At 63.9% G+C, this 25,807-nt stretch carries 23 protein-coding genes; 13 read left to right on the top strand and 10 right to left on the bottom strand.

The genetic code is table 11. The features are described from left to right. Positions 1–151 precede the first annotated feature (151 nt). Both ACVWZ4_RS30800 and ACVWZ4_RS30795 read left to right on the top strand, forming a co-directional pair. A complete protein-coding gene (locus ACVWZ4_RS30800; RefSeq protein WP_456742286.1) occupies positions 152–3,940 on the top strand; it encodes a YhdP family protein in 3,789 nt (1,262 codons plus the stop codon). A gap of 101 nt (positions 3,941–4,041) precedes the next feature. After that, positions 4,042–4,981 (top strand): IS630 family transposase gene (locus tag ACVWZ4_RS30795; protein WP_456704075.1). Its coding sequence is split into 2 segments (ribosomal slippage): positions 4,042–4,377 and positions 4,379–4,981, totalling 939 coding nucleotides; the frame shifts between segments, so codons are not numbered across the junction. A 226-nt stretch (positions 4,982–5,207) separates the two neighbouring features. Here ACVWZ4_RS30795 and ACVWZ4_RS30790 read toward each other — a convergent pair. From ACVWZ4_RS30790 to tyrS, 3 genes are all read right to left on the bottom strand, one after another. Then, entirely contained in the window at positions 5,208–5,654 is a 447-nt protein-coding gene (locus tag ACVWZ4_RS30790; RefSeq protein ID WP_456703399.1) for a DoxX family protein, read from the bottom strand. Between the two features lie 221 nt (positions 5,655–5,875). Beyond that, positions 5,876–7,132 carry an MFS transporter gene (locus ACVWZ4_RS30785; protein WP_456703400.1) on the bottom strand — a complete coding sequence of 419 codons (1,257 nt, stop codon included), beginning with the start codon at positions 7,130–7,132 and terminating at the stop codon, positions 5,876–5,878. Positions 7,133–7,188: 56 nt separating this feature from the next. After that, positions 7,189–8,442, bottom strand: a complete 1,254-nt coding sequence (tyrS, locus tag ACVWZ4_RS30780; RefSeq protein WP_456741802.1) for a tyrosine--tRNA ligase — start codon at positions 8,440–8,442, stop codon at positions 7,189–7,191. Positions 8,443–8,606: 164 nt separating this feature from the next. Here tyrS and ACVWZ4_RS30775 point away from each other — a divergent pair, with 164 nt between their 5' ends. The 3 genes from ACVWZ4_RS30775 to ACVWZ4_RS30765 all read left to right on the top strand — a co-directional run bounded on the left by ACVWZ4_RS30775 (position 8,607) and on the right by ACVWZ4_RS30765 (position 10,829). After that, positions 8,607–9,710: an anhydro-N-acetylmuramic acid kinase gene (locus ACVWZ4_RS30775; protein ID WP_456703402.1), complete on the top strand. Its 1,104-nt coding sequence runs from the start codon at positions 8,607–8,609 to the stop codon at positions 9,708–9,710. Positions 9,711–9,806: 96 nt separating this feature from the next. Further along, a complete protein-coding gene (locus tag ACVWZ4_RS30770) occupies positions 9,807–10,502 on the top strand; it encodes a glutathione S-transferase family protein (RefSeq protein ID WP_456703403.1) in 696 nt (231 codons plus the stop codon). Positions 10,503–10,505: 3 nt separating this feature from the next. Then, positions 10,506–10,829 carry a DMT family transporter gene (locus ACVWZ4_RS30765; RefSeq protein WP_456741800.1) on the top strand — a complete coding sequence of 108 codons (324 nt, stop codon included), beginning with the start codon at positions 10,506–10,508 and terminating at the stop codon, positions 10,827–10,829. Here ACVWZ4_RS30765 and ACVWZ4_RS30760 read toward each other — a convergent pair. The 3 genes from ACVWZ4_RS30760 to ACVWZ4_RS30750 form a co-directional block, all read right to left on the bottom strand. Next, positions 10,826–11,338: a DUF1697 domain-containing protein gene (locus ACVWZ4_RS30760; RefSeq protein ID WP_456741799.1), complete on the bottom strand. Its 513-nt coding sequence runs from the start codon at positions 11,336–11,338 to the stop codon at positions 10,826–10,828. The two genes, ACVWZ4_RS30765 and ACVWZ4_RS30760, sit on opposite strands and share 4 nt — an antisense overlap. Positions 11,339–11,400: 62 nt before the next feature. Beyond that, positions 11,401–12,048, bottom strand: a complete 648-nt coding sequence (locus tag ACVWZ4_RS30755; RefSeq protein ID WP_014495555.1) for an alpha/beta hydrolase — start codon at positions 12,046–12,048, stop codon at positions 11,401–11,403. 352 nt (positions 12,049–12,400) lie between these two features. Further along, complete coding sequence (locus tag ACVWZ4_RS30750; RefSeq protein ID WP_456790429.1) at positions 12,401–13,270, bottom strand: LytTR family DNA-binding domain-containing protein; 870 nt, start codon at positions 13,268–13,270, stop codon at positions 12,401–12,403. Between the two features lie 344 nt (positions 13,271–13,614). Between ACVWZ4_RS30750 and ACVWZ4_RS30745 the strand changes: the two genes are divergently transcribed. From ACVWZ4_RS30745 to ACVWZ4_RS30710, 8 genes are all read left to right on the top strand, one after another. After that, positions 13,615–14,754 (top strand): cysteine desulfurase family protein, encoded by a 1,140-nt coding sequence (locus ACVWZ4_RS30745; protein ID WP_456741797.1) that lies wholly within the window; start codon positions 13,615–13,617, stop codon positions 14,752–14,754. Between the two features lie 113 nt (positions 14,755–14,867). Beyond that, positions 14,868–16,364 (top strand): Fe-S cluster assembly protein SufB, encoded by a 1,497-nt coding sequence (sufB, locus tag ACVWZ4_RS30740; protein WP_456703407.1) that lies wholly within the window; start codon positions 14,868–14,870, stop codon positions 16,362–16,364. A gap of 61 nt (positions 16,365–16,425) precedes the next feature. After that, positions 16,426–17,178 (top strand): Fe-S cluster assembly ATPase SufC, encoded by a 753-nt coding sequence (gene sufC, locus ACVWZ4_RS30735; RefSeq protein ID WP_456741796.1) that lies wholly within the window; start codon positions 16,426–16,428, stop codon positions 17,176–17,178. An 11-nt stretch (positions 17,179–17,189) separates the two neighbouring features. Beyond that, complete coding sequence (gene sufD / locus ACVWZ4_RS30730) at positions 17,190–18,512, top strand: Fe-S cluster assembly protein SufD (RefSeq protein WP_456703409.1); 1,323 nt, start codon at positions 17,190–17,192, stop codon at positions 18,510–18,512. Beyond that, positions 18,509–19,756, top strand: coding sequence for a cysteine desulfurase (locus tag ACVWZ4_RS30725; RefSeq protein ID WP_456703410.1), 1,248 nt, complete (start codon positions 18,509–18,511; stop codon positions 19,754–19,756). Before sufD ends, ACVWZ4_RS30725 begins: the two co-directional genes overlap by 4 nt. Continuing rightward, a complete protein-coding gene (locus tag ACVWZ4_RS30720) occupies positions 19,753–20,124 on the top strand; it encodes an SUF system Fe-S cluster assembly protein (protein ID WP_456703411.1) in 372 nt (123 codons plus the stop codon). Before ACVWZ4_RS30725 ends, ACVWZ4_RS30720 begins: the two co-directional genes overlap by 4 nt. Before the next feature lie 49 nt (positions 20,125–20,173). Continuing rightward, entirely contained in the window at positions 20,174–20,584 is a 411-nt protein-coding gene (locus ACVWZ4_RS30715) for a HesB/IscA family protein (protein WP_291628968.1), read from the top strand. 166 nt (positions 20,585–20,750) lie between these two features. Beyond that, positions 20,751–21,206, top strand: a complete 456-nt coding sequence (locus tag ACVWZ4_RS30710) for a TfoX/Sxy family protein (RefSeq protein ID WP_456735026.1) — start codon at positions 20,751–20,753, stop codon at positions 21,204–21,206. A gap of 3 nt (positions 21,207–21,209) precedes the next feature. On the opposite strand, the gene fabA is transcribed toward ACVWZ4_RS30710, so the two are convergent. The 4 genes from fabA to ACVWZ4_RS30690 form a co-directional block, all read right to left on the bottom strand. Next, positions 21,210–21,740: a bifunctional 3-hydroxydecanoyl-ACP dehydratase/trans-2-decenoyl-ACP isomerase gene (fabA, locus tag ACVWZ4_RS30705; protein WP_456741795.1), complete on the bottom strand. Its 531-nt coding sequence runs from the start codon at positions 21,738–21,740 to the stop codon at positions 21,210–21,212. Between the two features lie 85 nt (positions 21,741–21,825). Continuing rightward, entirely contained in the window at positions 21,826–22,893 is a 1,068-nt protein-coding gene (locus ACVWZ4_RS30700) for a GGDEF domain-containing protein (RefSeq protein ID WP_456735028.1), read from the bottom strand. A 128-nt stretch (positions 22,894–23,021) separates the two neighbouring features. Next, a complete protein-coding gene (locus tag ACVWZ4_RS30695) occupies positions 23,022–24,542 on the bottom strand; it encodes a DEAD/DEAH box helicase (RefSeq protein ID WP_456703415.1) in 1,521 nt (506 codons plus the stop codon). A 280-nt stretch (positions 24,543–24,822) separates the two neighbouring features. Continuing rightward, positions 24,823–25,785 carry a helix-turn-helix transcriptional regulator gene (locus tag ACVWZ4_RS30690; RefSeq protein ID WP_456741794.1) on the bottom strand — a complete coding sequence of 321 codons (963 nt, stop codon included), beginning with the start codon at positions 25,783–25,785 and terminating at the stop codon, positions 24,823–24,825. Positions 25,786–25,807: the final 22 nt, after the last annotated feature.

Here is a 25,807-nt window from a genome sequence, read left to right as displayed (position 1 = left end):
CGTCCGGTGTGCCGGATTCGCGCCCTCGGCTGGGCAATTTTGGCGGCGACGGAGTATGGTTACAAGGAAATCCACGCACCACCCCACTGCTCGTTGAACGCGCTTCCGGGGCGAAATGACGAACAGCAGGAACATCGGAAGTATGGCGGCAATGCCGGGGCGGGGAGCTTCAATTCCCGTCGACGGCTGCGGTCCCGGCGGCGCTCAGTCCCATGACGGACGCCTGTATCGAGAGGCAATGGCAAGGAATACGTCGCCCCAGGATCACAATCGGGACTCGAATCGGCACGGTGGCAATCACGAGCAGCCGGAATGGGACGAGGCCGACTGGGATCAAGAGCAGGAAGAGGAGGCGGGGTATCGTGCACGCCGCCTGCTCTCGCGTTCCAGTTCGCGCTTCCGCCTCGGTGAGGGCTTCTCGGCGTTTCGGCGGGTCCTGCCGAGCGGACGCTGGGTTCGTAGGATTGGCGTTGTCGTCGGCGCCCTGATCGTCATCTTCGTCGGCTGTTTTGGCGCGCTGTGGTGGCGGCTCGGTGCCGGCCCAATCAATCTCGACATGGCGACGCCCTGGCTCGCCGCCGCCATCGAGGACAATATCGGTCACGGCAACACCGTGGAGGTCGGCGGCACCCAGATCGAGCGGGCCGGGCGGATCAGGGTCGCCGTGCGCATCCGCGACATCATCGTTCGCGATCATGATCATGCCATCGTCGCCAGCGCGCCGAAGGCCGAGGTGAGGCTGTCCGGTGTCGGGCTTCTCACCGGTCATCTGCGCGCCGAAAGCCTCAACCTCGTCGACGCCGAACTCGCGATCCGGATCGCACCCGACGGGACCGTCACCGTGTCCGCCGGCGATACGGCCAAACCGCTCGCCACCGGCGTTGCATCCAAGAAGGAAGCGGGCCTGCCGCCGACATTCCCGCGCAACGGCGTCCCGCCGCCGCCATTCGGGATGGCGCCCGCAACTCCGGACGCGCCTCAACCCGCCGCGCAGAGCGGTATCCTTCAGGGCCTCGACTGGCTCGACAGCCTGAGCATGACGGGCCTCGACGGCCAGAACCTCAACGAGATCGGCCTCAAGAACGGCAACCTGATCGTCGACGACCAGCAGCGCGGCAGCAAATGGACGTTTGAGAACATCACGCTCAGCCTGCGCCGGCCGAGCCATGGCGGCGTCACGCTCAGCCTCGGGGAAGAGGGGGCGAAGCCTTGGTCGTTACGCGCGACGATCGGACCGGCCGAGAATGGCGTGCGCTCGATCGATATCCGCGCCGACAGGCTCTCGACCTCCAACATCCTGCTCGCCCTGCGGGTGAAGGACCTGACCTATACGGCCGACCTGCCCCTGACCGGTGAGATGAAGGGCGAGCTCGGCCGCGACGGCGTCCCGACCTTCTTCCGCGGCAAGGTCATGATCGGCGCGGGCAACATCATCGACACCGATACGCCCGATTACCCGATGGCGATCGACTCCGCCGAGATCAACGTCGAGTGGGATGCAGGACGGCGGGTGCTGGTGGCACCGTTCAAGATCCTCTCGGGCGCCAATCGCCTGACGCTGCTGGCGCATCTGGAGCCGCCGAACGGCACCACCAATGATTGGCAACTCGGCTTCAGCGGCGGCTCGATCCTGCTCGGCGGCATCGACAACGAACCGCCGCTCGTCTTCAACCGCATCGCGATCGGCTTCCGCTTCGATACCGATCACAAGCGCCTGCTGCTGACGCAGGCCGATATCAGCAATGGCGAGATCGGCGTCGCCGGCACCGGCGCGATCGATTATTCAGGCGAGCCGCGCCTGACGCTCGGCTTTGCGGGAACGCCGATGTCGGCCTCGGCGCTGAAGCGGATGTGGCCGACGCTGGTGGTGCCGGAGTTGCGCCAATGGGTGATCGAGCGGATCGAGCGCGGCACGCTCCAGCGCATCGAGGTCGGCGTCAACTCGCCGACGCGCAATCTTCCGCGCAAGGGACCGCCCATTCCCGATGACGGCCTGTCGGTCAACATCGCGGCGAGCGGCGTCGCGGTCCGCCCTGTCGACGGCATGCCCGTCGTGCACGATGCCGACCTCAAGGCGCATGTGACCGGACGTACCGCCACCGTGAATATCGCCCAGGGCATTGCCGACACCCCTGCAGGCCGCAAGGTTACGATCTCCGATTTCGTGTTCGAGGTGCCTGACATGGCGCCGAAGCCGTCGCCCTCGCGGACGAGATTCCGCGTCGAGGGCCCGGTGCCCGCTGCGGCCGAGATGCTGTCCAGTGATCGGCTGAGCGATCTGTCGTCGACCGTGGTCGACCCCAACACCAGCAAGGGCACATTCACGGCGAACATCCAGCTCGGCCTGCCGGTCAAGGGCGAACTGACCAAGGCGGACACCACCTACGCCGTGACAGCCGATCTCAACGGTTTCAGCGCCGAAAAGTTGGTGATGAACCAGAAGCTCGAAGCCAACAATCTCAAGATCGTCGCCAATAACCAGGGCTATCAGGTCAAGGGCGACGTCAAGATCAACGGCCAGCCGGCTTCGCTCGACTACCGCAAGGCGACCGATGGCGACGCGGAGGTCAAGCTGCAGGCGACACTGGACGACGCGAGCCGTGCGCGCCTTGGCTTCGATCTCAGTCCCGCCGTCAGCGGGTCGGTTCCGATCAAGGTTTCGGGCAAGATTGCCGGCGGCCCCGACGCAACGACGAAGCTCGGCATCGAGGCCGACCTCACCTCGGTCAAGCTCGACAACATTCTTCCCGGCTGGGTCAAGCTGCCGGGCAAGTCGAGCAAGGCGACATTCAAGGTGGTGCCGACGGCACAATCGACGCGGCTCGAGGACATCGTCATCGAAGGCGGCGGCGCCTCGATCAAGGGCTCGCTCGAAGTCGACCCGAACGGCGACCTCATGAACGCGAACTTTCCGACCTATTCGCCGTCCGACGGGGACAAGACGTCGTTGAAGGTGGAGCGCGGCCAGGACGGCGTGGTCAGGGGCACGATGCGCGGCGATGTCTTCGACGGCCGTGGCTTCCTCAAGTCGGCGATCTCAGGCAATTCCAAGGACGACAGCAAGAGCAAGCTCAAGAACGTCGATTTCGACATCGACGTGAAGCTCGGCACCGTGATGGGGTTTAACGGCGAGACCATGCGCAGCGTCGATGCCAAGATGTCGAAGCGCAGCGGGGCGATCAAGGCTTTCTCGCTGAACGGCAGGATCGGTCAGAACACGCCGGTCGCTGCGGACTTGCGCGGCGGGCGCGCGCAAGGCAGCCGGGAGGTGATCTATCTTCAGACCAACGATGCCGGATCGCTGCTGAAGTTCACCGATATCTATACCAAGGCCGTCGGCGGCCAGATGGTGGTAGCCATGGAGCCGCCGACGTCGGAGCCGACCATGGCGCGGGAAGGTCTCATCAGCGTACGCGACTTCTCGGTGAAGGGTGAGGCGCAGCTTGAACGCGTCGCTGCAGGCGCGCCGAACGGCACCGGGAATGGTGTCTCCTTCAGCGCGCTCCGCGCCGAGTTCATCCGTCAGAACGGCGCGCTAACGGTCCGCGATGGCGTGGTCAAGGGCCCGATGATCGGCGCCACCATCGAGGGCTCGATCGATTATCCCGGCAACCAAGTGTGCATGAGCGGTACCTTCGTGCCGATGTACGGATTGAACAACATGTTCGGACAGATTCCGGTGCTCGGGTTGTTCTTGGGTGCTGGTGACAAGGAGGGACTGATCGGCGTGACCTACGAGGTCATCGGTACACCGGCGGCGCCCGTGATGCGCGTCAATCCGATCTCGGCGATATTTCCCGGCGTGACCCGGAAGATCATGGAGTTCAATACCGGCAAGCAGAACACGCCGATCGATGAGCTGCCGTCGTCGCAGTCCGCCGACAGCCCGACGGGATCGGCAAGACAATTGTCGAACGGTTGCAGCCTCGCGCGGCGTTAGCGCGGAGCTAAAGCGGGATGGCTTTAGTCTGAATCGATTTGGGATTCCCAAATCAGTTTGTTTCTGATTCACCATGCTGGCTGGATAGGAGGCCAGCATGGATGGGCAAGCCTTACTCTCTGGATCTCCGTAAACGTGTCGTAGCCGCGATCGAGGGCGGGATGTCGCGCAATCGAGCCGCCAAGCAGTTTGGGGTGGCGATCAGCACGGCCATCGGCTGGATGCAGCGGGTCGAGAAGACCGGCAGCGTTGAGCCTAGCCAGATCGGCGGCTACAAGCCGAAGGCAATTTCGGGCAAGCACGCGGTCTGGCTGTCACAACGGATCAAGGATGGCGATTTCACCATACGCGGTCTCGTTGCCGAGCTTGCCGGACGTGGCCTGAAGGTCGACTACCACTCGGTGTGGGACTTCGTACATGCCGAGAAGCTCAGCTTCAAAAAAAAGCGTGGCGGCTGGCGAGCGCGATCGACCTGAGGTCGCGCGGCGGCGAGCCCAGTGGACAAAGTATCAAGATCGCGTCGAAGCTGAGCGGCTGGTCTTCATCGACGAGACCTGGACCAGGACCGATATGGCACCCTTGCGGGGATGGGCGCCGCGCGGGCACAGACTACACACCAAGGTTCCCCACGGCCGCTGGAAGACCATGACCTTCCTGGCGGCCCTGCGCCACGACCGGATCGAGGCGCCATGGTTCATCGAGGGGCCGATCGACGGCGTGAGCTTTCGCATCTATGTCGAGAAGGTTCTTCTGCCCGTCCTTCGACCCGGCGATATCGTCATCCTGGATAACCTCGGCAGCCACAGGAGCAAGGCAGTTCGCCAGCTCATCCGTTCGGTCGGTGCCAAGCTGTTTTTCCTGCCAAAATACTCGCCCGACCTGAACCCGATCGAACAGGTCTTTGCCAAGCTCAAGCATCTGCTCCGCAAAGCCGCCGCGCGAACCGTCGACGCAGTCTGCGCCGCAATCGGCCACGCCCTCGACGCCTTCACCTCCGAGGAATGTGCCAACTACCTCAAAAACTCAGGCTATCGAACTTAATGCCATCACGCTTTATCATCGGGACCGTCGGCGCTGTCCTGAAAAAAGGTCTTTGAATTTGGGAGGCTGACGGGACCGGCAATGAACCGATTCGTTCACCGCCTCATCATGTCCCTGCTGCTCGCAGCCGTCCTCGTTCTGATATGGAACGTGCTGGGCTCTCGCTGAAACGGCGCCGGGCAATGACCGGCGACGTCTCGTGACGTGGAAGTCGATTGCATGCGCCTCAGCGCCGCGCGAAGGCGCCGCCCGGCGCGTCGCTCTCCTTGCCCATGACCGCATCGACGCTGAGCGCCCCGCCGCCCGCAGCCGCGAGGTAGAGGCAGGCGAAGCAGAACAGGATCGCGGCGGTGCCGTTGTTCAGCAGCGGCAGGAAAACCGGCGGGCCTTCCTTGGAAATGTGGAAGACGTGACCGAGGAAATAGGCGAAGGCCATTTCGCCGGAGAGGACGAAGGCCGACAGACGGGTGAACAGTCCGATCATCAGCGTCGCGCCAAGCACGAGCTCGATCAGGCCGGCCGTCCAGATCAGCGGTGGCGGATTCGCGAACATGGCCACCTGCGGAATGTGGAAGATCTTGGTCAGGCCGTACTGGAACAGCAACAGGCCGGTGATGAAGCGAAACAGGCTCAGGAGAACCGGTTCATAGCGAGAGAGATAAGGAAAGTTCATTGGGTTTGTGCCCTCCATCCAATGTTGCGACTAGGACCGCATTCGGTTCCGCCCTGCAAGCTGCGCCAGGTCAATTTGCGCTGACATTTTTGTCATGTCGGACAAAACACCGCACACTGGGATTTCAGCCGCGCACAATCAGCATTTTCTCTCCGTATACGCTTCGCGGCCGCCCGTAGTTCCCCGGTGACACGAATGAGTTCAGGTTACCCCTGGGAAACCTAGCGCCGCAAGGCGGGCACAATCAGAAATGGAATCATCCCGAGCACCACGCTCGCAAGTGCGAACACGAGCAGCGCGTTGTAGCCGTGGGTGGCGTCATGGATTAGGCCGCCGCTCCAGGAGCCGAAGGCCGAGCCCAGCCCGCTGCCGATCGAGATCGTGCCGTAAATGGTGCCGACGCGTTTGCCCCGGAAGATCTTCATCGCGGTCGCCGTGATCAGCGGACCGCGCGAGCCCATCATGCTGCCGAAGCAGACGACGAAGCCGGTGAGCAGGATGAGGTTTGGATAATACTGAAGCAGCCAGAGCAGGAAAATGCCGACGATCGAGATCGCGTAGCTGAGCAGCACGGACGGCCGGCGCCCGATCAGCCCGTCGAGCGCGGAGACACCGATCATGCCGAACACCAGCACGACGCCTGAAAAGCCCCACGCGGTCGCAGCCTGAAGCGGCGGGAAGCCGGCATCGATCAGGTAGGCCACGATCTGCGCAGCAATCGCGTACATGCCGACGGCGGTGAAGAAGAAGGTCGAGAACAGCGCCCAGAAGGCGTGATGGCGCATCGCGCTCAGCAACGTCCAACCGTTGTCGATGAAATCAGGATCGCTCTTCTTGGCGACATACGGCGAGCCGGCGGAGAACAGGCGCCAGGGCAGGAGCAGCAGCGGCAGCAGCAGGCCGAGGGCGGCCAGGCCGTAGACCTGATAGGTCTCGCGCCAGCCGAGGCGATCGATCAGGAGCTGCGAGGCCGGCAGCAGCGCCAGCACGCCACCCCCCATGGCCGAGTAGACCACCGCCATCGCCGTCGGCAGCTTTGGACCGAACCAGCGGCCGAGCAGAATCGAGTTCGGCACGTTGCCGATGAAGGCAACGCCGATGCCCACGCACAGCCCGATCGAGAGCTGGAATTGCCAGAGCGCTTGCGCATGGGCTGCGATGAGGAACGCCGAGCCCAGCAGCAACAGGCCGAGCGCATAGACGATGCGCGGTCCGGAATGATCGAACAGCCGCCCGACCAGCGGCGCGGTCAGCCCGCTGATCAGCCAGGTCAGCGAGTAGATCGAGACGACTTGCCCGCGGTCCCACCCGAAAGTTTCGGAGATCGGTTTGAGGAAGACTGTGAAGCTCTCGCTGAGGCCGCGGCCGAGCACTGCCAGGGTGAAGCACAACGCCAGCACGACAAGCGCGGTGCGCACCGCGCCTTGCGGTGTGCTTGCTTGTTGCCCAGCCGTTTCCCTGGTCGTCTTACGATCCATTGGCCGTCAGGGAGCGCGCTTCGGCGCGCCCTGACAAGCATCAAAAGCACATACGCCTATGCAGGCCGGATGAGGACGTGCTTCTTCTTGCCGAAGGACAGCTTGATGACGCCCTCAGGCGTGAGGTTCGCGGCCGACAGCGCCAACTTCTCGTCGGTGACCGCGACGTCGTTGACGCGCAGGCCGCCGCCCTTGATCTGCCGCCGCGCTTCGCCATTGGAGGCAACGAGGCCCGCCCTGACGAAGGCGTTCAGCACGCCGAGGCCGCCGTCCAGCTCGCCGCGCGGAATTTCCACCGTCGGCAGGCTTTCGGCAAGTGCGCCTTCCTCGAACGTGCGGCGCGCAGTCTCGGCCGCTTCATTGGCGGCGTCGCGACCATGCAGCAGCGCGGTCGCTTCCGTCGCGAGCACCTTCTTGGCCTCGTTGATCTCGGAGCCGCCGAGCGCTTCGAGCTTCCTGATTTCGCTCATCGGGAGCGTCGTGAACAGCTTCAGGAATTTGCCGACGTCGGCGTCCTCGGTGTTGCGCCAGTACTGCCAGAAATCATAGGGCGGGAACTGGTCGGCATTGAGCCACACTGCGCCTTGCGCGGTCTTGCCCATCTTGGCTCCTGAGGCGGTCGTCAGCAGCGGCGTCGTCAACGCAAACAGCTGGTGCGTGCCCATGCGGCGGCCGAGATCGACGCCCATGATGATGTTGCCCCACTGGTCCGATCCCCCCATCTGCAGGTGACAGCCGGTGCGCTTGGCGAGCTCCACGAAATCGTAGGCCTGGCAAACCATGTAGTTGAACTCGATGAAGCTCATCTCCTGCTCGCGCTCGAGGCGCAGGCGCACGGAGTCCATCGTCAGCATGCGGTTGACGGAGAAATGCCTGCCGACGTCGCGCAGCATCTCGATCCAGTTCAGCTTGGTCAGCCACTCCGCATTGTCGAGCATGATGGCGTCGCTCTTGCCATCACCGTATTTCAGCACTTTTGCGAACACACCACGGATCGATTCCTTGTTGGCCTCGATCTCGGCTATCGTGCGCATCGCACGCGTCTCATCCTTGCCGGAGGGATCGCCGACCATGGTGGTGCCGCCGCCCATCAGCGTGATCGGCTTGTTGCCGGACTGCTGCAGCCAGTGCAGCATCATCATGGTCAGGTAGTTGCCGATATGCAGCGAACGGGCGGTGCAGTCGTAGCCGACATAGGCGATCGCCTCGCCCTTGGCGGCAAGGGCGTCGAGCCCCTCGAAATCGGAGCATTGGTGGATGAATCCACGCTCCTGCAGGGTGTTGAGGAAGTCCGATTTGAATGCAGTCATTTGTCGGCGAGCCTGACAATTCTTGGTTTACCGTTTTGGGGGCAATTTAACGGTGTTCGCCTGGAACTCGAATTGCCGCCACCACTTTGGCCTGTGGCATTATAAGATGTGTCCCTCTGGCACAAGATCGGCATGGCAGGGTGGGTCTCGAGGACGCTGATCCCATGATGTTGACGGCACTCGGTTTGATGAGCGGCACCTCACTGGACGGGGTCGACGTCGCGCTGATCGAAACCGATGGAAAGCAGGTACGGGCGTGCGGACCGTCAGGCTACCGGCCCTATAGCCCGGCCGAGCGCAATCTGCTGCGCCAGGCGCTCACCGAGGCCGCGAGTCTTTCGCAACGCGATGCCCGGCCGGGGATTCTGGCCGAGGCGGAGCGGGCGGTGACGCAGGCTCATGCGGAAGCGGTCGCCGCGTTCGTCGCCCAGAACCGGATGAAGCCGGAGGAGATCGACATCGTCGGTTTCCACGGTCAGACCGTCCTGCACCGGCCCGAGCGGAGGCTGACGGTCCAGATCGGCGATGCGCCGGCGCTGGCCAGGGCGATCCATATCCCCGTCATGCACGACTTCCGCGCCGCCGACGTCGAGGCCGGCGGGCAGGGCGCGCCGTTGGTGCCGGTCTATCACCGGGCGCTCGCCAATTCGCTGGAGCGCGAAGGGCCGATCGTCGTGGTCAATATCGGCGGCGTCTCCAACATCACCTATATCGACGGCAACGATACGCTGATCGCGTGCGACACCGGCCCCGGCAATGCGCTGCTCGACGATTTCATGTACCGCACCATGAACAAGGCGTTCGACGCCGAAGGCAAGTTCGCAGCACTCGGCAAGGCCGACCAGGCCTGGATCGCGCGGGCGCTGGAGCTGCCGTTCTTCGCGCTTCCCCCGCCGAAATCGCTCGATCGCAACGACTTTGCTGCATTGAAGCTCGGCGATATCGCGCCGGCCGACGGGGCGGCGACGCTCACCGCCTTCACGGCGGCCGCGATCGCCCGCATCATTCCCTTGTTGCCGCGGCGGCCGCGCAGCTGGATCGTTTGTGGCGGCGGCGCGCGCAACCTCACCATGCTGCGGATGCTGCGGGAGCAGGTCGGAACGGCCACCGTCGAGGCCGCCGAGACGCTCGGTTGGGCCTCCGATGCCATCGAGGCGCAAGCCTTCGGCTTCCTCGCCGCGCGCGGCCTCAAGGGCTTGCCGCTGTCCTATCCTGCCACCACAGGCGTGCCGATGCCGATGACGGGCGGGGTGATCGCGCGGCCTTGAGCACGGCGCGTTTGATGCAGATGCATTGATCTTGACGGGTATATGCAAATGCATCTATGTTGGATGCAGTTGCATTGAACCGCCGGGATCATCGCCATGACTTCTTCGCCTGAAACGCCCGCTCGACTGAAACTGATCAGCCACAAGCTTTGCCCTTACGTGCAGCGCGCGGTGATCGCGCTGACGGAGAAGGGCGTACCGTTCGAGCGCGTCGATATCGATCTCGCCAACAAGCCGGACTGGTTCCTGAAGATATCGCCGCTCGGCAAGGTGCCGGTGCTGGTGGTGACGACGGAGAAGGGCGAGGTCGCGTTGTTCGAGAGCAACGTGATCTGCGAGTACATCGAGGAGACGCAAGGCGGTGCGAAGCTGCACCCGGCCGACGCGTTGAAGCGTGCTGAGCACCGCGCCTGGATGGAGTTCGGCTCGGCGATCCTCGGCGATCTCTGGGGCCTTGAGACCACGACGGATCCGGGGACATTCGAAAGCAAGCGCCAGGCGCTCGCAGTGAAATTTGCGCGTGTCGAAGCCGCGCTTAGGGCAGGTCCGTTCTTCGCCGGCGAGGCATTTAGCCTTGTTGATGCCGTGTTCGCGCCCGTCTTCCGCTATTTCGATCTGTTCGACGAATTGACCGATCACGGCATCTTGCGCGATGTCGCGAAGGTGCGCGCCTGGCGTGCTGAGCTGGCGAAACGTCCCAGCGTGCGTACGGCGGTCGGCGCGGACTATCCAGAATTGCTGCGCGCATTCCTCGTGCGCCACGATGCGCATCTGCTCAAGCTCGCGGCCTGAGCGATGTCGGAATCCATGGCCTGGCTGATCCTGGTGATCGCCGGGGCGCTCGATGTCGGCTGGGCGATCTCGATGAAGTATGCGGAAGGTTACACGCGCGTCGGCTGGAGCATCGCCTCGTTCGTGCTGCTGGCCACCTTCGTCTTCCTGCTCGGACGTGCCTTGAAGGTGCTCGAGGTCGGCGTCGCCTATTCGGTGTGGACCCGCATCGGTGCGGCCGGCACCTTCGTCATCGGCGTCGTGCTGTTCGGCGAGGCCTTGAGCGCGATGAAGCTTGCGGGCATCGCGTTGGTGTTGATGGGCATCGTCGCGCTGAAGCTGGCCTAGAGCTCTGCAGCCATCTTCACCAGCGTCGCGATGGTGTTCATGTTGCGCGCGGTGCCGGTCTTGGCGGAGGGGATCGCGAGTTTTGACGTTCCCATCCCGTCGCCATAATGCACGTAGATCTCGCGGCGGCCGAGCTTGATCTCTTCGTTCTTCTGGCCGCGAATTCCGGCGAGCGCGTCCGCGGGCGGTGCCTTGTCCAGGAAGATCGCAACGGTCCGATTGGGTGCCGCTTTCGGAAACGGATTGGCGGCCAGAACCTCTGCCATCTCGGCAGCGCTGCGCACGAGCACGCCCACCTGCGCGCCGGCGTAGGCGTGCAGGCGCTTTTCCAGCGCGGCCTTGATCGCGGATTCTGATTTGCGGCTGGTGAAGACCACATTGCCGCTGGCGATGTAGGTGCGCACGGCACCAAAACCGAGCTCCTCGCACATCGCCTTGAGCTCAGTCATCGGCAGCTTGCCGGTACCTCCGACATTGACCGCGCGCAGCAGGGCCACGAACGCGGTCATCAGAGCATGATCCGGAAAGGTGTGAAGCAGTTTTCCGAATAGATCATGCTCAAACGAGAGTCTTACCGCACGTTGGCGAGGCGCATGTCGAGATACGCGGTGATGGTTTCCATCAGCGGTTCGAGCTTGGCGTCGAAGAAGTGATTGGCGCCGGGGATGACCTGCTGGTCGATCACGATGCCTTTCTGCGTCTTCAGCTTCTCGACAAGCGTGTTGACGTCCTTCGGCGGCACCACCGCGTCCTTCTCCCCGTGCACGATGAGCCCTGACGACGGGCAGGGCGCAAGGAACGAGAAGTCATAGAGGTTGGCCGGCGGCGCGATCGAGATGAAGCCTTCGACCTCGGGGCGGCGCATCAAAAGCTGCATGCCGATCCAGGCGCCGAAGGAGAACCCGGCGACCCAGCAGGCACGGGCCTCGGGGTTGATGGTCTGCGCCCAGTCGAGGGCTGCCGCCGCATCCGACAATTCGCCGGTGCCGTGATCGAACGAGCCCTGGCTGCGGCCGACGCCGCGGAAGTTGAAGCGCAGCACCGAGAAGCCGCGATGCGCGAAAGCGTAGTAGCACTGATACACGATCTGATGATTCATCGTGCCGTGAAACTGCGGATGCGGATGCAGGATCATTGCAATCGGCGCGTTCTTCTGCTTGGCCGGGTGATAGCGGCCTTCGAGGCGGCCGGCGGGGCCGGTGAAAATAACTTCAGGCATCGATGATCTCTGGATTGATTTGCTGGAGAGCTGGCCTCGGCAATCAACCGATTGTGGCCCTCATCGACAGCGATGCCGACGAAAGCGCGAATGGAAGATGAGAAGGCGTGCGCCTCGCGGTGATGCGCTGACGGCGCACGGTGACTTGACGGTGCGCGTTCTAACATAGGCTGCGGGGCAAAAAGCAAGCATCTTCGACATCTGCCAATGTGCTCAAGAGCTTAGCCGCGGATCGAGGAGCCTCGGCTGTACCGATGGGGGTCGATCGACGGGATCGCCGGCCTCGTCTGTGCGAATTTAAGTCATTGAAATAACTAATTTTTATCGTCTTCCCTCCGGGGTCGCGAGCGATTCACGCAGGCGCGGTGCGGCCTCCGAGCGAGGCGACCGCAGACCGGTAGCGACGGCTGCCGCCCAGCGTCCTGCCGTTGTCGAAGGTGAGCTCGAAATCCCCTGACGACTTGAACTCGATGCCGCTGACCCGGTCGAGATTGGCAAGCCGGGTCCGGTGCACGCGCACGATGGCGAAGCGGGCGAGCTCGCCTTCGGTCGCGGCAAGCGTGCCCCGGATCAGGTGTTGGGTGCCGTTCGCAAGGCAATATTCGATGTAGTTGCCGGCGGAGGCGACCCACAGGATGTCGCGCGGCCTGACGCGAATGCGGCTCGTGCCGTCGCGGAGCCAGATCAGATCGGGAGAAGACGGTTGCTCCTGCGGGATGGCAGGAGTGGACAGGGCTTCTTGTGCGGCCTTGCGCAGTTCGCGGCGGCTTTCGAGCAGCCAGAGCGTTGCCCCAATCAGCAATGCAGTCACCCCATCCTTGCGGGACTCGTAGAGAACGGACGTCAGCGAGAAATGGAAGCCGTAGCTGCTGCCCGCGAGCCAGAGCAGGAATTTCCGCAGGCCCACCATGCCGGCGATGTGGAGGGCCGAGAAGCCGAGCAGGGCGGCCGCAGCGATTCCGATCCGCCCCGCCAGCCCCTTCGTTCCGCGCATATACCGGACCGACAGCATCAGGATCGGCACCAGCACCAGAATGACGACGATGCTCGTCATCTCCCAGAACAGGCGCTGGCCGATATTGGCGGTGTCGCCGCGCCAGGCGGCGTCCTGTGCGCCGGAGAGCGCATTGACGATGCCGATGACGAGCGCGATGGCGGCGATCGCCGCGAACATCATCCAGTCGCTGCCGATCAAGCGCGACCAAGCGCTCGTCCCTGCCAACGATGCCTCGTCCCCGCGGGTCCGGTTCCGATCCCAAACCGTCTCGGCGGGCTCTGTTTCCGGCGCATTTTGGCCGTCAGCCATGGCCGCAAAACCGCTGATGTCCAGACGTCCAGGAGAAGAAACTCATATTTGCACCAAGAGAAGCATCGAATCCGGAACGACGCATCGATCTGGACTGCGTGCGGATTTTAGCCTTCGCACTGCCGATCTTCTACCAGGCCGGCGTGCTCTACGCCTGCTCGCGCTGTCGTCGGTGCGCGCCGAGGCGCGCGCAGCAACTGCCGGCCTGATCTGCGGCGGGGCTCGATTGGCACGATGCCAAAAGGTGCTAAGAGGGCGCCATGCCAAGCCGCGTCTATCTCGACTGGAATGCGACCACACCGCTGCGCGCCGAGGCGCGCGCAGCGATGCTGGCCGCTGGCGAGCTGATCGGCAATCCGTCCTCGGTCCATGCCGAGGGGCGGGAGGCGCGGCGGCTGGTCGAGGAGGCGCGGGCCATGCTGGCGGCGGCCGTGGGCGCGCTGCCGCGGAACGTCGTCTTCACCTCCGCCGGGACCGAGGCCAATGCGCTGGCGCTCTCACCGGGCCTGCGCGGCCGTTCGGGCGGTCCGGTGCAGCGGCTCCTGGTCTCCGCGGTCGAGCACGCCTCGGTGCTGGCCGGCGGCCGGTTTCCGGCAGAGAGCGTCAGCCAGGTCAGGGTCACCCGTTCCGGCATCGTCGATCTCGACCACCTCCGGGAGCTGCTTGCCGATGGCCCGCCGGCGCTGGTCTCAATCATGGCGGCCAACAATGAGACCGGTGCGCTCCAGCCCGTCACGGAGGCGGCTGGCATCGTCCATGAGGCCGATGGCCTCCTGCACGTCGACGCGATCCAGGCGCTGGGCAAGATTGCGTTCAGTATTAATGAGGTCGGCGCGGACCTTGCGACTTTTGCCGCGCACAAGATCGGGGGACCCAAGGGCGTCGGCGCGCTGGTCGTGGCCGAGGGGCTCGGCGGACTGGAGCCGCTGTTGCGGGGCGGCGGACAGGAGCTCGGCCGGCGGGCGGGAACCGAGAATGTTGCCGGGATAGCGGGCTTCGGGGCCGCAGTGAAAGCCGCCCTTCAGGCTCTGCATGATGATGCGGAACGCATGGCAAGCCTAAGAGATCGCTTGGGAAATGGTATTCGGGCGGTCGCGGGGGGAACGCTCTTCGCTGAAGACGTGAAGAGGTTGCCTAACACCGTCTTGTTCACCGCGCCAGGGCTCAAGGCCGAGACTGCGGTGATCGGCTTCGACCTCGAGGGGATCGCGGTATCCTCGGGCTCGGCCTGCTCCTCGGGGAAGGTCCAGCCCTCTCACGTGCTTTCCGCGATGGGATTCGATCCCGCGGTGGCCCAGGGAGCAGTGCGCCTCAGTCTGGGCTGGTCCACGGAACCCGAGGAAATCAATCGAGCCTTGGAGGCTTGGCGAAAGCTCGGTAATACCCTACTTAAGGGCTAAGCGACGAAACACGGCTTGAACGGTTCTAAGCCCGTGCTTTCCGCCAATAAACATCGTAATACTCGTCCGAGTTTGATCCACCGCGGTCCTTGAAACCGCGAGCGGAGGATAGAATGCCAGCCGTGCAAGAGACGGTCGAGCGCGTGAAGCGCATCGACGTCGATCAGTACCGTTATGGGTTTGAGACCCTGATCGAGTCCGACAAGGCCCCCAAGGGGCTGTCGGAAGAGACCGTCAAATTCATCTCCCAGAAGAAGAATGAGCCCGCCTGGATGCTCCAGTGGCGGCTCGAGGCCTATCGGCGCTGGCTGACCATGCAGGAGCCGACCTGGGCGCGCGTCGACTATCCCAGGATCGACTTCCAGGATCTCTATTATTACGCGGCGCCGAAGCCGAAGAAGACGGTCACCTCGCTCGACGAGATCGACCCCGAAATCCTGAAGACCTACGAGAAGCTCGGCATTCCCTTGCGGGAAGTTGCCATGCTTGAGGGCGTCGAGCCGAAGGTGGGCGAGGAAGATCCCGCCCGCCGCAAGATCGCGGTGGACGCTGTCTTCGATTCGGTCTCGGTTGCGACTACGTTCAAGGCGGAGCTGAAGAAGGCCGGCGTGATCTTCATGCCGATCTCGGAGGCAATCCGCGAGCACCCTGAGCTGGTGCAGAAGTACCTGGGCTCGGTGGTTCCGACCTCGGACAATTTCTACGCGACGCTCAATTCGGCGGTGTTCTCCGACGGCTCGTTCGTCTACGTGCCGCCGGGCGTGCGTTGCCCGATGGAGCTGTCGACCTATTTCCGCATCAACGAGCGCAACACCGGCCAGTTCGAGCGCACCCTGATCATCGCCGACAAGGGCGCTTACGTCTCCTATCTCGAGGGCTGCACCGCGCCGCAGCGCGACGAGAATCAGTTGCACGCCGCCGTGGTCGAGCTCGTCGCCCATGACGACGCCGAGATCAAGTATTCGACGGTACAGAACTGGTATCCGGGCAATTCCGAAGGCAAGGGCGGCATCTACAATTTCGTCACCAAGCGTGGCGACTGCCGCGGCAACAATTCCAAGATCTCCTGGACCCAGGTCGAGACAGGTTCGGCGATCACCTGGAAATATCCGAGCTGCATCCTGCGCGGCGACAACTCCCGCGGCGAGTTCTACTCGATCGCGATCTCGAACGGCTTCCAGCAGGTCGACTCGGGCACCAAGATGATCCATCTCGGCAAGAACACGTCGAGCCGCATCATCTCCAAGGGCATCGCCGCCGGCCAGTCGCAGAACACCTATCGCGGCCTCGTCACCGCGCATCGCAAGGCGACCGGCGCGCGTAACTTCACGGCCTGCGATTCCCTGCTGATCGGCGACAAATGCGGCGCGCACACCGTGCCGTATATCGAGGCCAAGAACTCTTCGGCGACGTTCGAGCACGAGGCGACGACCTCGAAGATCTCCGAGGACGTGCTGTTCTATTGCATCCAGCGCGGGCTTAGCCAGGAAGAGGCGGTCGGCCTCGTCGTCAATGGCTTCGTCAAGGACGTGCTGCAGCAACTGCCGATGGAGTTCGCGGTGGAAGCGCAGAAGCTGATCTCGATCTCGCTCGAAGGATCGGTCGGCTGATTGCCGACCCCGGCGGTGCGCTGAGGCGCTCCAACATCATCTGAATGAACTGGATACCAAGATGGCTTTGCTTGAAGTGAAAGACCTGAAGGTTCGTGTCGAGGAGCGTGAGATCCTCCACGGGCTGACGCTGACCGTGAACGAGGGCGAGGTGCACGCGATCATGGGGCCGAACGGCTCCGGCAAGTCGACGCTCTCGCACGTCATCGCCGGCAAGCCCGGCTACGAGGTCACCGATGGCCAGATCCTGTTCAAGGGCGAGGACCTGCTGGAGATGGCCCCCGAGGAGCGCGCCGCCAAGGGCGTGTTCCTGGCGTTCCAGTATCCGGTCGAGATTCCCGGCGTCGCCACCATGACCTTCCTGCGCACCGCGCTGAACGCGCAGCGCAAAGCCCGCGGCGAGAGCGAATATTCGACGCCGGACTTTCTGAAGAAGGTCCGCGAAGTCTCGAAGTCGCTGAATATCCCGCAGGACATGCTCAAGCGCGGCGTCAACGTCGGTTTTTCCGGCGGCGAGAAGAAGCGCAACGAGGTGCTGCAGATGGCGCTGTTCGAGCCGAGCCTGTGCATCCTCGACGAGATGGATTCCGGCCTCGACATTGACGCGCTGCGCATCGCCGCCGACGGCGTCAACGCGCTGCATTCGCCGAAGCGCGCGATGGTCGTCATCACCCACTATCAGCGGCTCCTGAACTACATCGTGCCCGACATCGTGCACGTGATGTCGAAGGGCCGTGTCGTGAAAAGCGGCGGCAAGGAACTGGCGCTGGAGCTGGAAGCGTCCGGCTACACCCAGTTCGAGGATGCCGCGTAAGGAATTTTGCGATGAACGTTGCTGTGGCAAAGACCGGAAGCGGCCGCGCGGTGAGCGATCTGTTCGCCAGCGCCGGAGGCCGCCTGCCGGGTTCGCCCGATGTGGCAGCAGTGCGCCGCGAGGCGTTCGAGAGATACGAGCGTCTCGGCCTCCCGCACCGCCGTATCGAGGAATGGAAGTACACCGATCTCCGTGCCCTGGTCGGCGAGGTGCTGCCGCTCGCGGCCAGCCCCGATGCCGCTGCATTGAAGCGCGCTGCGGAGGCGGTGAGGGCGAATGCGATCGCGGGCGCCCGCAAGCTGGTGCTGGTCGACGGCGTGTTCGTACCCGACCTTTCCGATGTCGCGGTGCTTGCCTCCGAGATGAGCGTCAAGACTCTGCGTGAGGTGCTGGAGAACGAGGCCAATCCTGCCGCGGGCGATCTGCTCCAGACCACATCGAGCGATGCCGTGATCTCGCTGAATGCGGCGATGGCGACCGATGGCGTCGTTGTGTCGATCTTAGATGGCGCGCAATCGTCCGCGCCGATCCAGATCATTCACGTCGCAACGGCAGCGTCCGCATCCGCGTTCACCCGCTCGCACCTGCGCATCGGCAAGGGCGTTCGTGCCACCATCATCGAAAGCTTCGTCGCGGCTGGGAAGGCGATCGCCTACCAGGTCAGTGACGCTGTCATCCTCTGGATCGGCGACGACGCCGACGTCGCGCATATCCGCCTGATGGACGATGCGCCTGACGCGGTGAACGTCTCGTCCCACTTCGTCACCGTCGGCGCCAATGTGAAGCTGAATTTCTTCAACATGACCACAGGCGCGGCGGTCAGCCGCTTGCAGGGTTTCGTCACTCTGGCAGGCGAGGGCAGCGAGCTCTCCGCCAACGGCGTCAACCTGTTGCAGAAGACCGAGCATGGCGACACCACCCTGGTGGTCGACCATGCGGTGCCGAACTGCGTCAGCCGCGAAGTGTTCCGTGCCGTGATCGACGACCGCGCCCATTCGGTGTTCCAGGGCCGCATCATCGTTCGCCCCGACGCGCAGAAGACCGACGGCAAGATGATGACGCGGGCGCTGCTGCTCTCGGACGAAGCCGAGGCCGACAACAAGCCGGAGCTCGAGATCTTCGCCGACGACGTCTCCTGCGGTCACGGCGCCACCGCCGGCGCGCTCGATGACAGCCTGCTGTTCTATCTCAAGGCCAGAGGCCTGCCCGAGAAGCAAGCCCAGGCGCTGCTGATTCAGGCGTTTGTCGGCGAAGCGATCGAGCAGATCGCCGACGACGGACTGCGCGAGCATGTGATCGGCATTGCCGAGCGCTGGCTGGAGCGGCGGTCATGAGCACGCATCCCGCAGTCAAGAACGGCGCCTACGACGTCGGGCGCGTGCGCCGGGACTTTCCGGCGCTTAGCCTGCAGGTCTACGGCAAGAATCTGGTCTATCTCGACAACGCGGCTTCGGCGCAGAAGCCGAGCGCCGTGCTCGAGCGCATGACGCAGGCCTACACTAGCGAATACGCCAACGTGCATCGTGGCCTGCATTATCTCGCGAACGCTGCGACCGAGGCCTATGAGGGCGGCCGCACCAAGGCGGCGCAGTTCATCAATGCGCCCCGACCTGAGGAAGTGATCTTCACCCGCAACGCGACGGAAGCGATCAATCTGGTTGCCTCCTCATGGGGCGGCCCGAACATCAAGGAGGGCGACGAGATCGTCCTCTCGATCATGGAGCACCACTCCAACATCGTTCCCTGGCATTTTCTTCGGGAGCGGCAGGGTGCCGTGATCAAATGGGCGCCTGTTGACGACGAGGGCAATTTCCTCATCGACGAGTTCGAGAAGCTGCTGACATCGAAGACCAAGCTGGTCGCGATCACGCAGATGTCGAATGCGCTCGGCACCATCGTTCCGGTCAAGGACGTCGTGAAGATCGCACACGCCCGCGGCATCCCCGTGCTGGTCGACGGCAGCCAGGGCGCCGTGCATCTGCCTGTCGACGTCCAGGACATCGGCTGCGACTTCTACGTCTTCACCGGCCACAAGGTCTACGGTCCGACCGGCATCGGCGTGCTCTGGGCCAAGTACGATCACCTCGTGGCGATGCGCCCCTTCAACGGCGGCGGCGAGATGATTCGCGAGGTCTCGCGCGAGATCGTCACCTATGGCGATCCCCCGCACAAGTTCGAGGCCGGCACGCCCGCGATCGTCGAGGCCGTGGGCCTCGGGGCTGCCATCGACTACGTCAATTCGATCGGCAAGGAGCGCATCGCTGCACACGAGGCCGATCTCACCGCCTACGCCCAGGAGCGCTTGCGCGAGATCAACTCGCTGCGGCTGATCGGCACGGCCCGGGGCAAGGGCCCGGTGATCTCCTTCGAGCTGAAGGGCGCGCATGCTCACGACGTCGCTACCGTGATCGACCGCCAGGGCATCGCCGTGCGCGCCGGCACCCATTGCGTGATGCCGCTTTTAGAGCGGTTCAACGTGACGGCCACCTGCCGAGCCTCGTTCGGCATGTACAATACGCGGGAAGAAGTCGATCATCTGGCACAGGCGCTGCTCAAGGCGCGGGATTTGTTCGCATGAGTGACACGGCCGAAATCAAAGCCAATCCGATGGAGACCCATTCGGCGCTGCCGCCGGACGAGACCGAACGGCTGACGCGCGAGATCATCGCCGGCCTCAAGACCGTGTTCGATCCGGAAATCCCGGCCGACATCTACGAGCTCGGCCTGATCTACAAGGTCGAGATCAAGGATGACCGTTCCGTGGACGTCCAGATGACGCTGACGACGCCGAATTGTCCGGCCGCCGGCGAGCTGCCGACCATGGTCGAGAACGCCGTCGCCAGCGTCCCCGGCGTCGGCGTGGTCGACGTCAAGGTGGTCTGGGAGCCGGCCTGGACACCGGAACGCATGAGCGACGAGGCGCGCCTCGTCCTCAACATGTGGTGACGCGTAAACTCGATATTGAATTCGTTCCGCAACGGACCACATCACTGACATGACACAGATATCGTCCGGCTCGACACCAGCATCCACTCCGAAGCCGCGGCGTCCGCGCCCGCAGGTGATGCGATTGACGGATGCCGCAGCGCAACGCATCAGCGAGCTGACCCAGCGCGCCGATTCCGAGATCGTCGGCCTGCGCGTCGGCGTGAAGAACGGCGGCTGCGCCGGCCAGTCCTACACGGTCGAATACGCCCACGAGATCCGTCCGACCGACGAGGTGGTCGAAGACAAGGGCGTCAAGATCCTGGTCGACCCCAAGGCCGTGCTGTTCCTGCTCGGCACCGAGATGGACTACAAGGCCGACAAGATGCAGGCCCAGTTCGTCTTCAACAATCCCAACCAGATCTCCGCCTGCGGCTGCGGCGAGTCGGTCGAGCTGCGCCCGGCCAAGATCGACGGGTAAGCCCGGCTTTCACGAAGCCCACGCTGTCGTCCTGGCGAACGCCAGGACCCATTCCGCGTGATCTCTCGGTGATGGGCGGTGCCAGTACCAACAGTCTTCGCTAAACTCCTCCCTGTGGTAACGGGTCCTGGCGTTCGCCAGGACGACGCTGGGAGCGAGTTCGGCCATGGACCGCGAATTCCTGATCGACCTGTTTGCCGATTTCGGCCCGGTCGCCATCCGAAAGATGTTCTCCGGCTACGGCATTTCGGCCGATGGCATCAACTTTGCGCTCGCCTTGCGCGCCGGCCTGTTCTTCCGCGCAGACGAAACGACCATTCCGGACTTCGAAGCTGAAGGCTCTCAGCCGTTCCAATATTCGACCCGCGCCAAAACCGTGCTGGTGAATTCCTACTGGGAGCTGCCGGCGCGGCTGTTCGACGATTCCGAGGAGCTGGCGCGATGGGCGAGGGCGGCGCTGGCCGCAGCGCAGCGCGCCAAGGTGAAGAAGCGGCCGAAGGCGAAGCGAGCAGCGAAGAAGGCCGTGAGCAAGCCGGCGAAGAAAGTCACCAAGCCCGCGAAAGCGCCGGACATGGCGACCAGAAGGGCGCCGGCGCGAAAGGGCGCCAAGCGCAAGGCTTGAGGATCACTCCATGGCCTTGGTCAGGCCAACCCGCATGTCCTTGGCCACGAAGACGCAGGTGCCGTCGGCAAGGACACGCCCGTCGGCAATTCCGAGCACGAGCTTGCCGCGGCGGACCAATCGCATCGCGACCTCGTAGCGCACGGACCGGGTCTGTGGTGTGATGGCGCCTGTGACCTCGACCTCGCCGACGCCGATGGCGCGGCCTTTGCCTGGTGAGCCGGACCAGCCGAGCCAGTATCCGACCATCTGCCACATCGCATCCAAGCCCAGACTTCCCGGCATCATTGCATCACCGCGATAGTGGCAATCGAAGAACCAGTGGCCCGGCACAATGTCGAGCTCGCCCGCGATATGGCCCTTGCCGTATTCGCCGCCATCCAGGCTGATCTCGGTAATGCGGTCCATCATCAGCATCGGCGGTGCCGGCAATTGCGCATTGCCCGGGCCGAAATAACCGCCTTCGCTCGATCTCAGCAGCTCGTCCTTGGTGTAGGACGGTTGTGGCGCGTGAAAATCATGCGGATTGGGCACGACGAGAAATCCTCATGCGATCTGGCGAGGAAGATGTCGTTCGTCAGGTTGGAATGTCAAGCGGCGCCGGATCTCGCGGCCCGTGTCACGCCACCCGGTTGTGCGTCTCGATCGCGTATTCCGGGTCGACTTCGCAGATCACACGGTTACGGCCGTTGCGCTTGGCCGCGTAGAGACAGGAGTCCGCACGATCGATCAACGTTTCGGTGTCGTCACCCTGCTTCAGCATGGAGACGCCGACGGAGATGGTGACGCGGCCGAGGATCTCGCCGGTCGATTTCTTCTTCAATTCCTTCGCCATCACGGCGCGGCGGATATGGTCGGCGACGGTGAGGGCCTGGCGCAGCGCGGTGTTGGGCAGCACGACCGCGAATTCCTCGCCGCCATAGCGCGCGGTGATGTCCTGGCCCTTGATTGTCTGCTTCAGCGACAGGCCGACGAGCCGGAGCACCTGGTCGCCCGTGAGATGACCGTAGGAATCGTTGAACGACTTGAAATGGTCGATGTCGAACAGCAGCAGCGACAGCGGCTCGCCGCTCGCAAGCGCGCTCTGCACCGCCATGCCGATCATGCGGTCGAAATATTTGCGGTTGCCGAGCCCGGTCAGCGGGTCGGTCAGGCTCTCGGCGCGGATCGCTTCCAAGCTCTGCTGGAGATTGCTGATCTCGCTCTTCGACAGCGTCAGCCGGTCTTCCAGCGCCTTGTTGGTCTCGCGCATCTCGCTGGTCGAGCGCAGCAGCGCTTCGACGATCATCTTGATCTGCTCGGGCTTGCTGGACGAGGACAGTTTTTTCGTCGCGTCCGAGAGGCTGGCGTCGTAGGCGGCGGCCATGCCGAGCGCCTCGCTCAGCCCCCTCGTCACATCGTCGATCTCGGCGATGACGCGCGCACCGACCTTGTCGATACGGTCCGTCGTTTTGATGTGGGAGAGATAGGTGTCGTAGATCTGCTCGAGATCGGCTTCGGACAGTTTGCCGTTGCGTGCCAGCGTCTCGTTGATGATCTTGTTGAGCGGTGCGTTGTGGCCGGTCGCGTAGACGTACCAGATCTCGTAATTGCGGGGTATCGCGGTCTGCTTCAGCGAGCGGATCTGACCGAGCGCCACCTCGGCGAACGCCATCGAGCGTTCGTGTTCATCGAGCACCTTGACCACCGAACATACCCCACACAGCGATCCGAGCGCCACCGGCCGCAGCAATGCTTAAATTATGCTTGTAGGTTAGCGGACGATCGTGAATGGTCGGTAAACGACCGAGGTCAACCCAGGCGTGTATCGTGGTTTCAGGCCCCGGCGGGGGAGCGCACCGGTCGAAGCAGAAACGCCGGGAGATGCGAGTGATCGCCGGGCTCGGTGTCGACCTCGCGTTGGCGGCGTGGTTCGGGGCGGCCGATCGAGGGCACGTGCGAATTGTTGGCCTGCTGGCGTGATCCTCCGCGCGGCTCGGATGACTGCCTTGCTTCGCGCGGAGGTCTTGCCTCGCGCGCGGGCCGTGCTTCCGCAGAGGACCTTGTTCCTTCCGACGACGGCATTGCCTCCGAGGCGTGTCGCGGCTCGTGGCTGCGTTCACGGTCGCGGCCGCGCTGCGGCTTGCCGCGTCCGCCGCGGGAACGTTCACGATCGCGACTGCGCGCTTCGCGCGGACGGTCGCTCCGCTCCGCCGACTCCGCAGGCACTTCGAAATCGCCCTCGGCGCGGGGAATGCTCTGGCCGATCAGCTTTTCGATCGCGACCATCGACTTCTGGTCGAGCGGCGTGACGATCGAGATCGCGGTGCCGGTGCGGCCTGCGCGGCCGGTGCGGCCAACACGATGGACGTAGTCGTCGGGATGGTGCGGGACGTCGAAATTGAAGACGTGGCTGACCTCGGGAATGTCGAGGCCGCGGGCGGCAACGTCGGAGGCGACCAGCAACGGGAGCTCGCCCTTGCGGAACTGTTCGAGCGCCGCCATGCGGGCCGGCTGGTCCATGTCGCCGTGCAGTGCGCCGACGCTGAAGCCGTGTTTCTGCAGTGATTTGTGAACGATCGCGACTTCGCGCTTGCGATTGCAGAAGATAATCGCGTTCTTGAGATCCTTGGCCTCGCGCAGCAACCTGCGGAGAAGCTCGCGCTTCTCGTGGGCCTCGCGCCCGGCGGGAACCTGGGACTGCGTGACGGTGACGGCGGTGGTGGCGGGCTTGGAGACCTCGACCTTCTGCGGATTGTGCAGGAAGGCCTCCGTGATGCGCCGGATTTCCGGCGGCATCGTCGCGGTGAAGAAAAGGGTCTGCCGCGTGAAGGGAACGAGCTTGCAGATGCGCTCGATGTCGGGAATGAAGCCCATGTCGAGCATGCGGTCGGCTTCGTCGATCACGAGCAGCTCGACGCCCGTGAGCAGCAGGCCGCCGCGCTCGGTATGGTCGAGCAGGCGGCCGGGGGTGGCGATCAGCACGTCGACACCGCGGGTCAGCTTGGCATCCTGGTCACCGAAGGAGACGCCGCCGATCAGCAGCGCGACGTTGAGTTTCTGGCCGGCCCCGTAACGGTCGAAGTTTTCCTTCACCTGAGCCGCGAGCTCGCGGGTCGGCTCGAGGATCAGCGTGCGCGGCATGCGTGCGCGGGCGCGACCCTTTTCTAGAATGGTGAGCATCGGCAGCACGAAGGCCGCGGTCTTGCCGGTGCCGGTCTGGGCGATGCCGAGTACATCCTTGCGTGCAAGGACGTGGGGGATCGCCTGTTCCTGAATGGGAGTGGGGGTGGTGTAACCGGTGGCCGCCACTGCGGCGAGGACTTTTTCGGACAGTCCGAGATTGGAAAAGGACATTGAGCCTCTGGTCGAAACCGCCGTTCGGAATCGAGAGTAAAAAGGCTGTCGCGTTCCACCCCGAAACGGCGCGCTCTCAAAGAAGCTGGGGGTGCTGACTCACGCGAACAAAGCGCCAGGCTCAGGAATCGCTTTTCGATCTGAGCCGCGTCGACCCGGAACATAGGGTGGAATCGGCCAAAGTCAATGGAGCAGGCGCGGGAAGGTCCTTAAAACCTTAAGGTTTTTGGACAAATACCGGCTGAAACTCGGCTTTTCGCCGCGCCGGCCGGCCCGGTGGTTAGCATGACCCTGCAGCCTGGGCCCGGAAATCACCGGGCGCCATGCCGTAGGCGGCATTGAAGACCCGGTAATAGGTCGCCAGGCTCTCAAAACCGCAGGCCTTGGCGATGTCGGCAATCAGCCGCTCCGGCGCTTCGCGCATCAGCCGTCGGCTTTGCTTCAACCGCTCTTCGGTCACGGTCTGGGAGAAGCTGCGCTCCGCGACCTCGAACAGCATGTGCAGGTGCCGGACGGAGACGCCGAGCAGGTCGGCCACCCGGGCCGGCGCCAGATCGGGGTCCTGCAAATTATGCGCGATCAGGCGCCGGGCCAGCGACAGGCGGGCGGTCCGGAGCGCGGCCTGTCCGCGCCGGCTGCCCGGCCTGACGATGCCGCGCTCGATCAGCGCGAGATGTCCCAGCGCCTCTACCAGCGGGATCGCGTCGGACGATCCCTCATTGGCAGCAGCCTCGCGGAGATCGGCAAAGCAGGCATCGAGCAGGGAAGCCAGAGCGGGATCGTTGAACGGTTTCGGCGCAAGCTCGCGCATGCGCTTGTCCTGGGTTGCAAGCCCGCTGACCGGGATCTTCAGGATCCGCAGGTGAAAGCCGGCATGGCCCAGTGGTTTGGTGCGGTAGGTGAGGTCCGTATGGCTGGTGGCGAAGCTGCCATTGGCAATGGCGAAATCGCTGGAGCGCATGCCGCCGAACCAGCCACCACCGCCGAGCTGCTGGTAGACGCAGATGCTGTCACCCGGTGCGTGGCCGATGTCGGCCTGGCTCCGTTCGACCGCATAGGCCGAGGCCTTCAGCTCGACCAGGGCGCCATTGCCGACCTGGCCCAGCGAGAATTCACCGTAGAAGTCGCCCCGCCGTTCACGCTCGAGTTCCGCGGTGACGCCGAACAAGCCCTTCGCCCGGACCTCGCGCCAATAGTCGAAACGGTCCTGCGGCTCGACCTCGTCGGTGCACCAGCGATACACGGCAGCCCTCGTCTCGAACGAA

The organism is Bradyrhizobium sp. USDA 4472, from assembly GCF_054058595.1.
The sequence above is the reverse complement of the archived record's forward strand: the minus strand, read 5'-3'. Positions and strand labels throughout refer to the sequence as shown.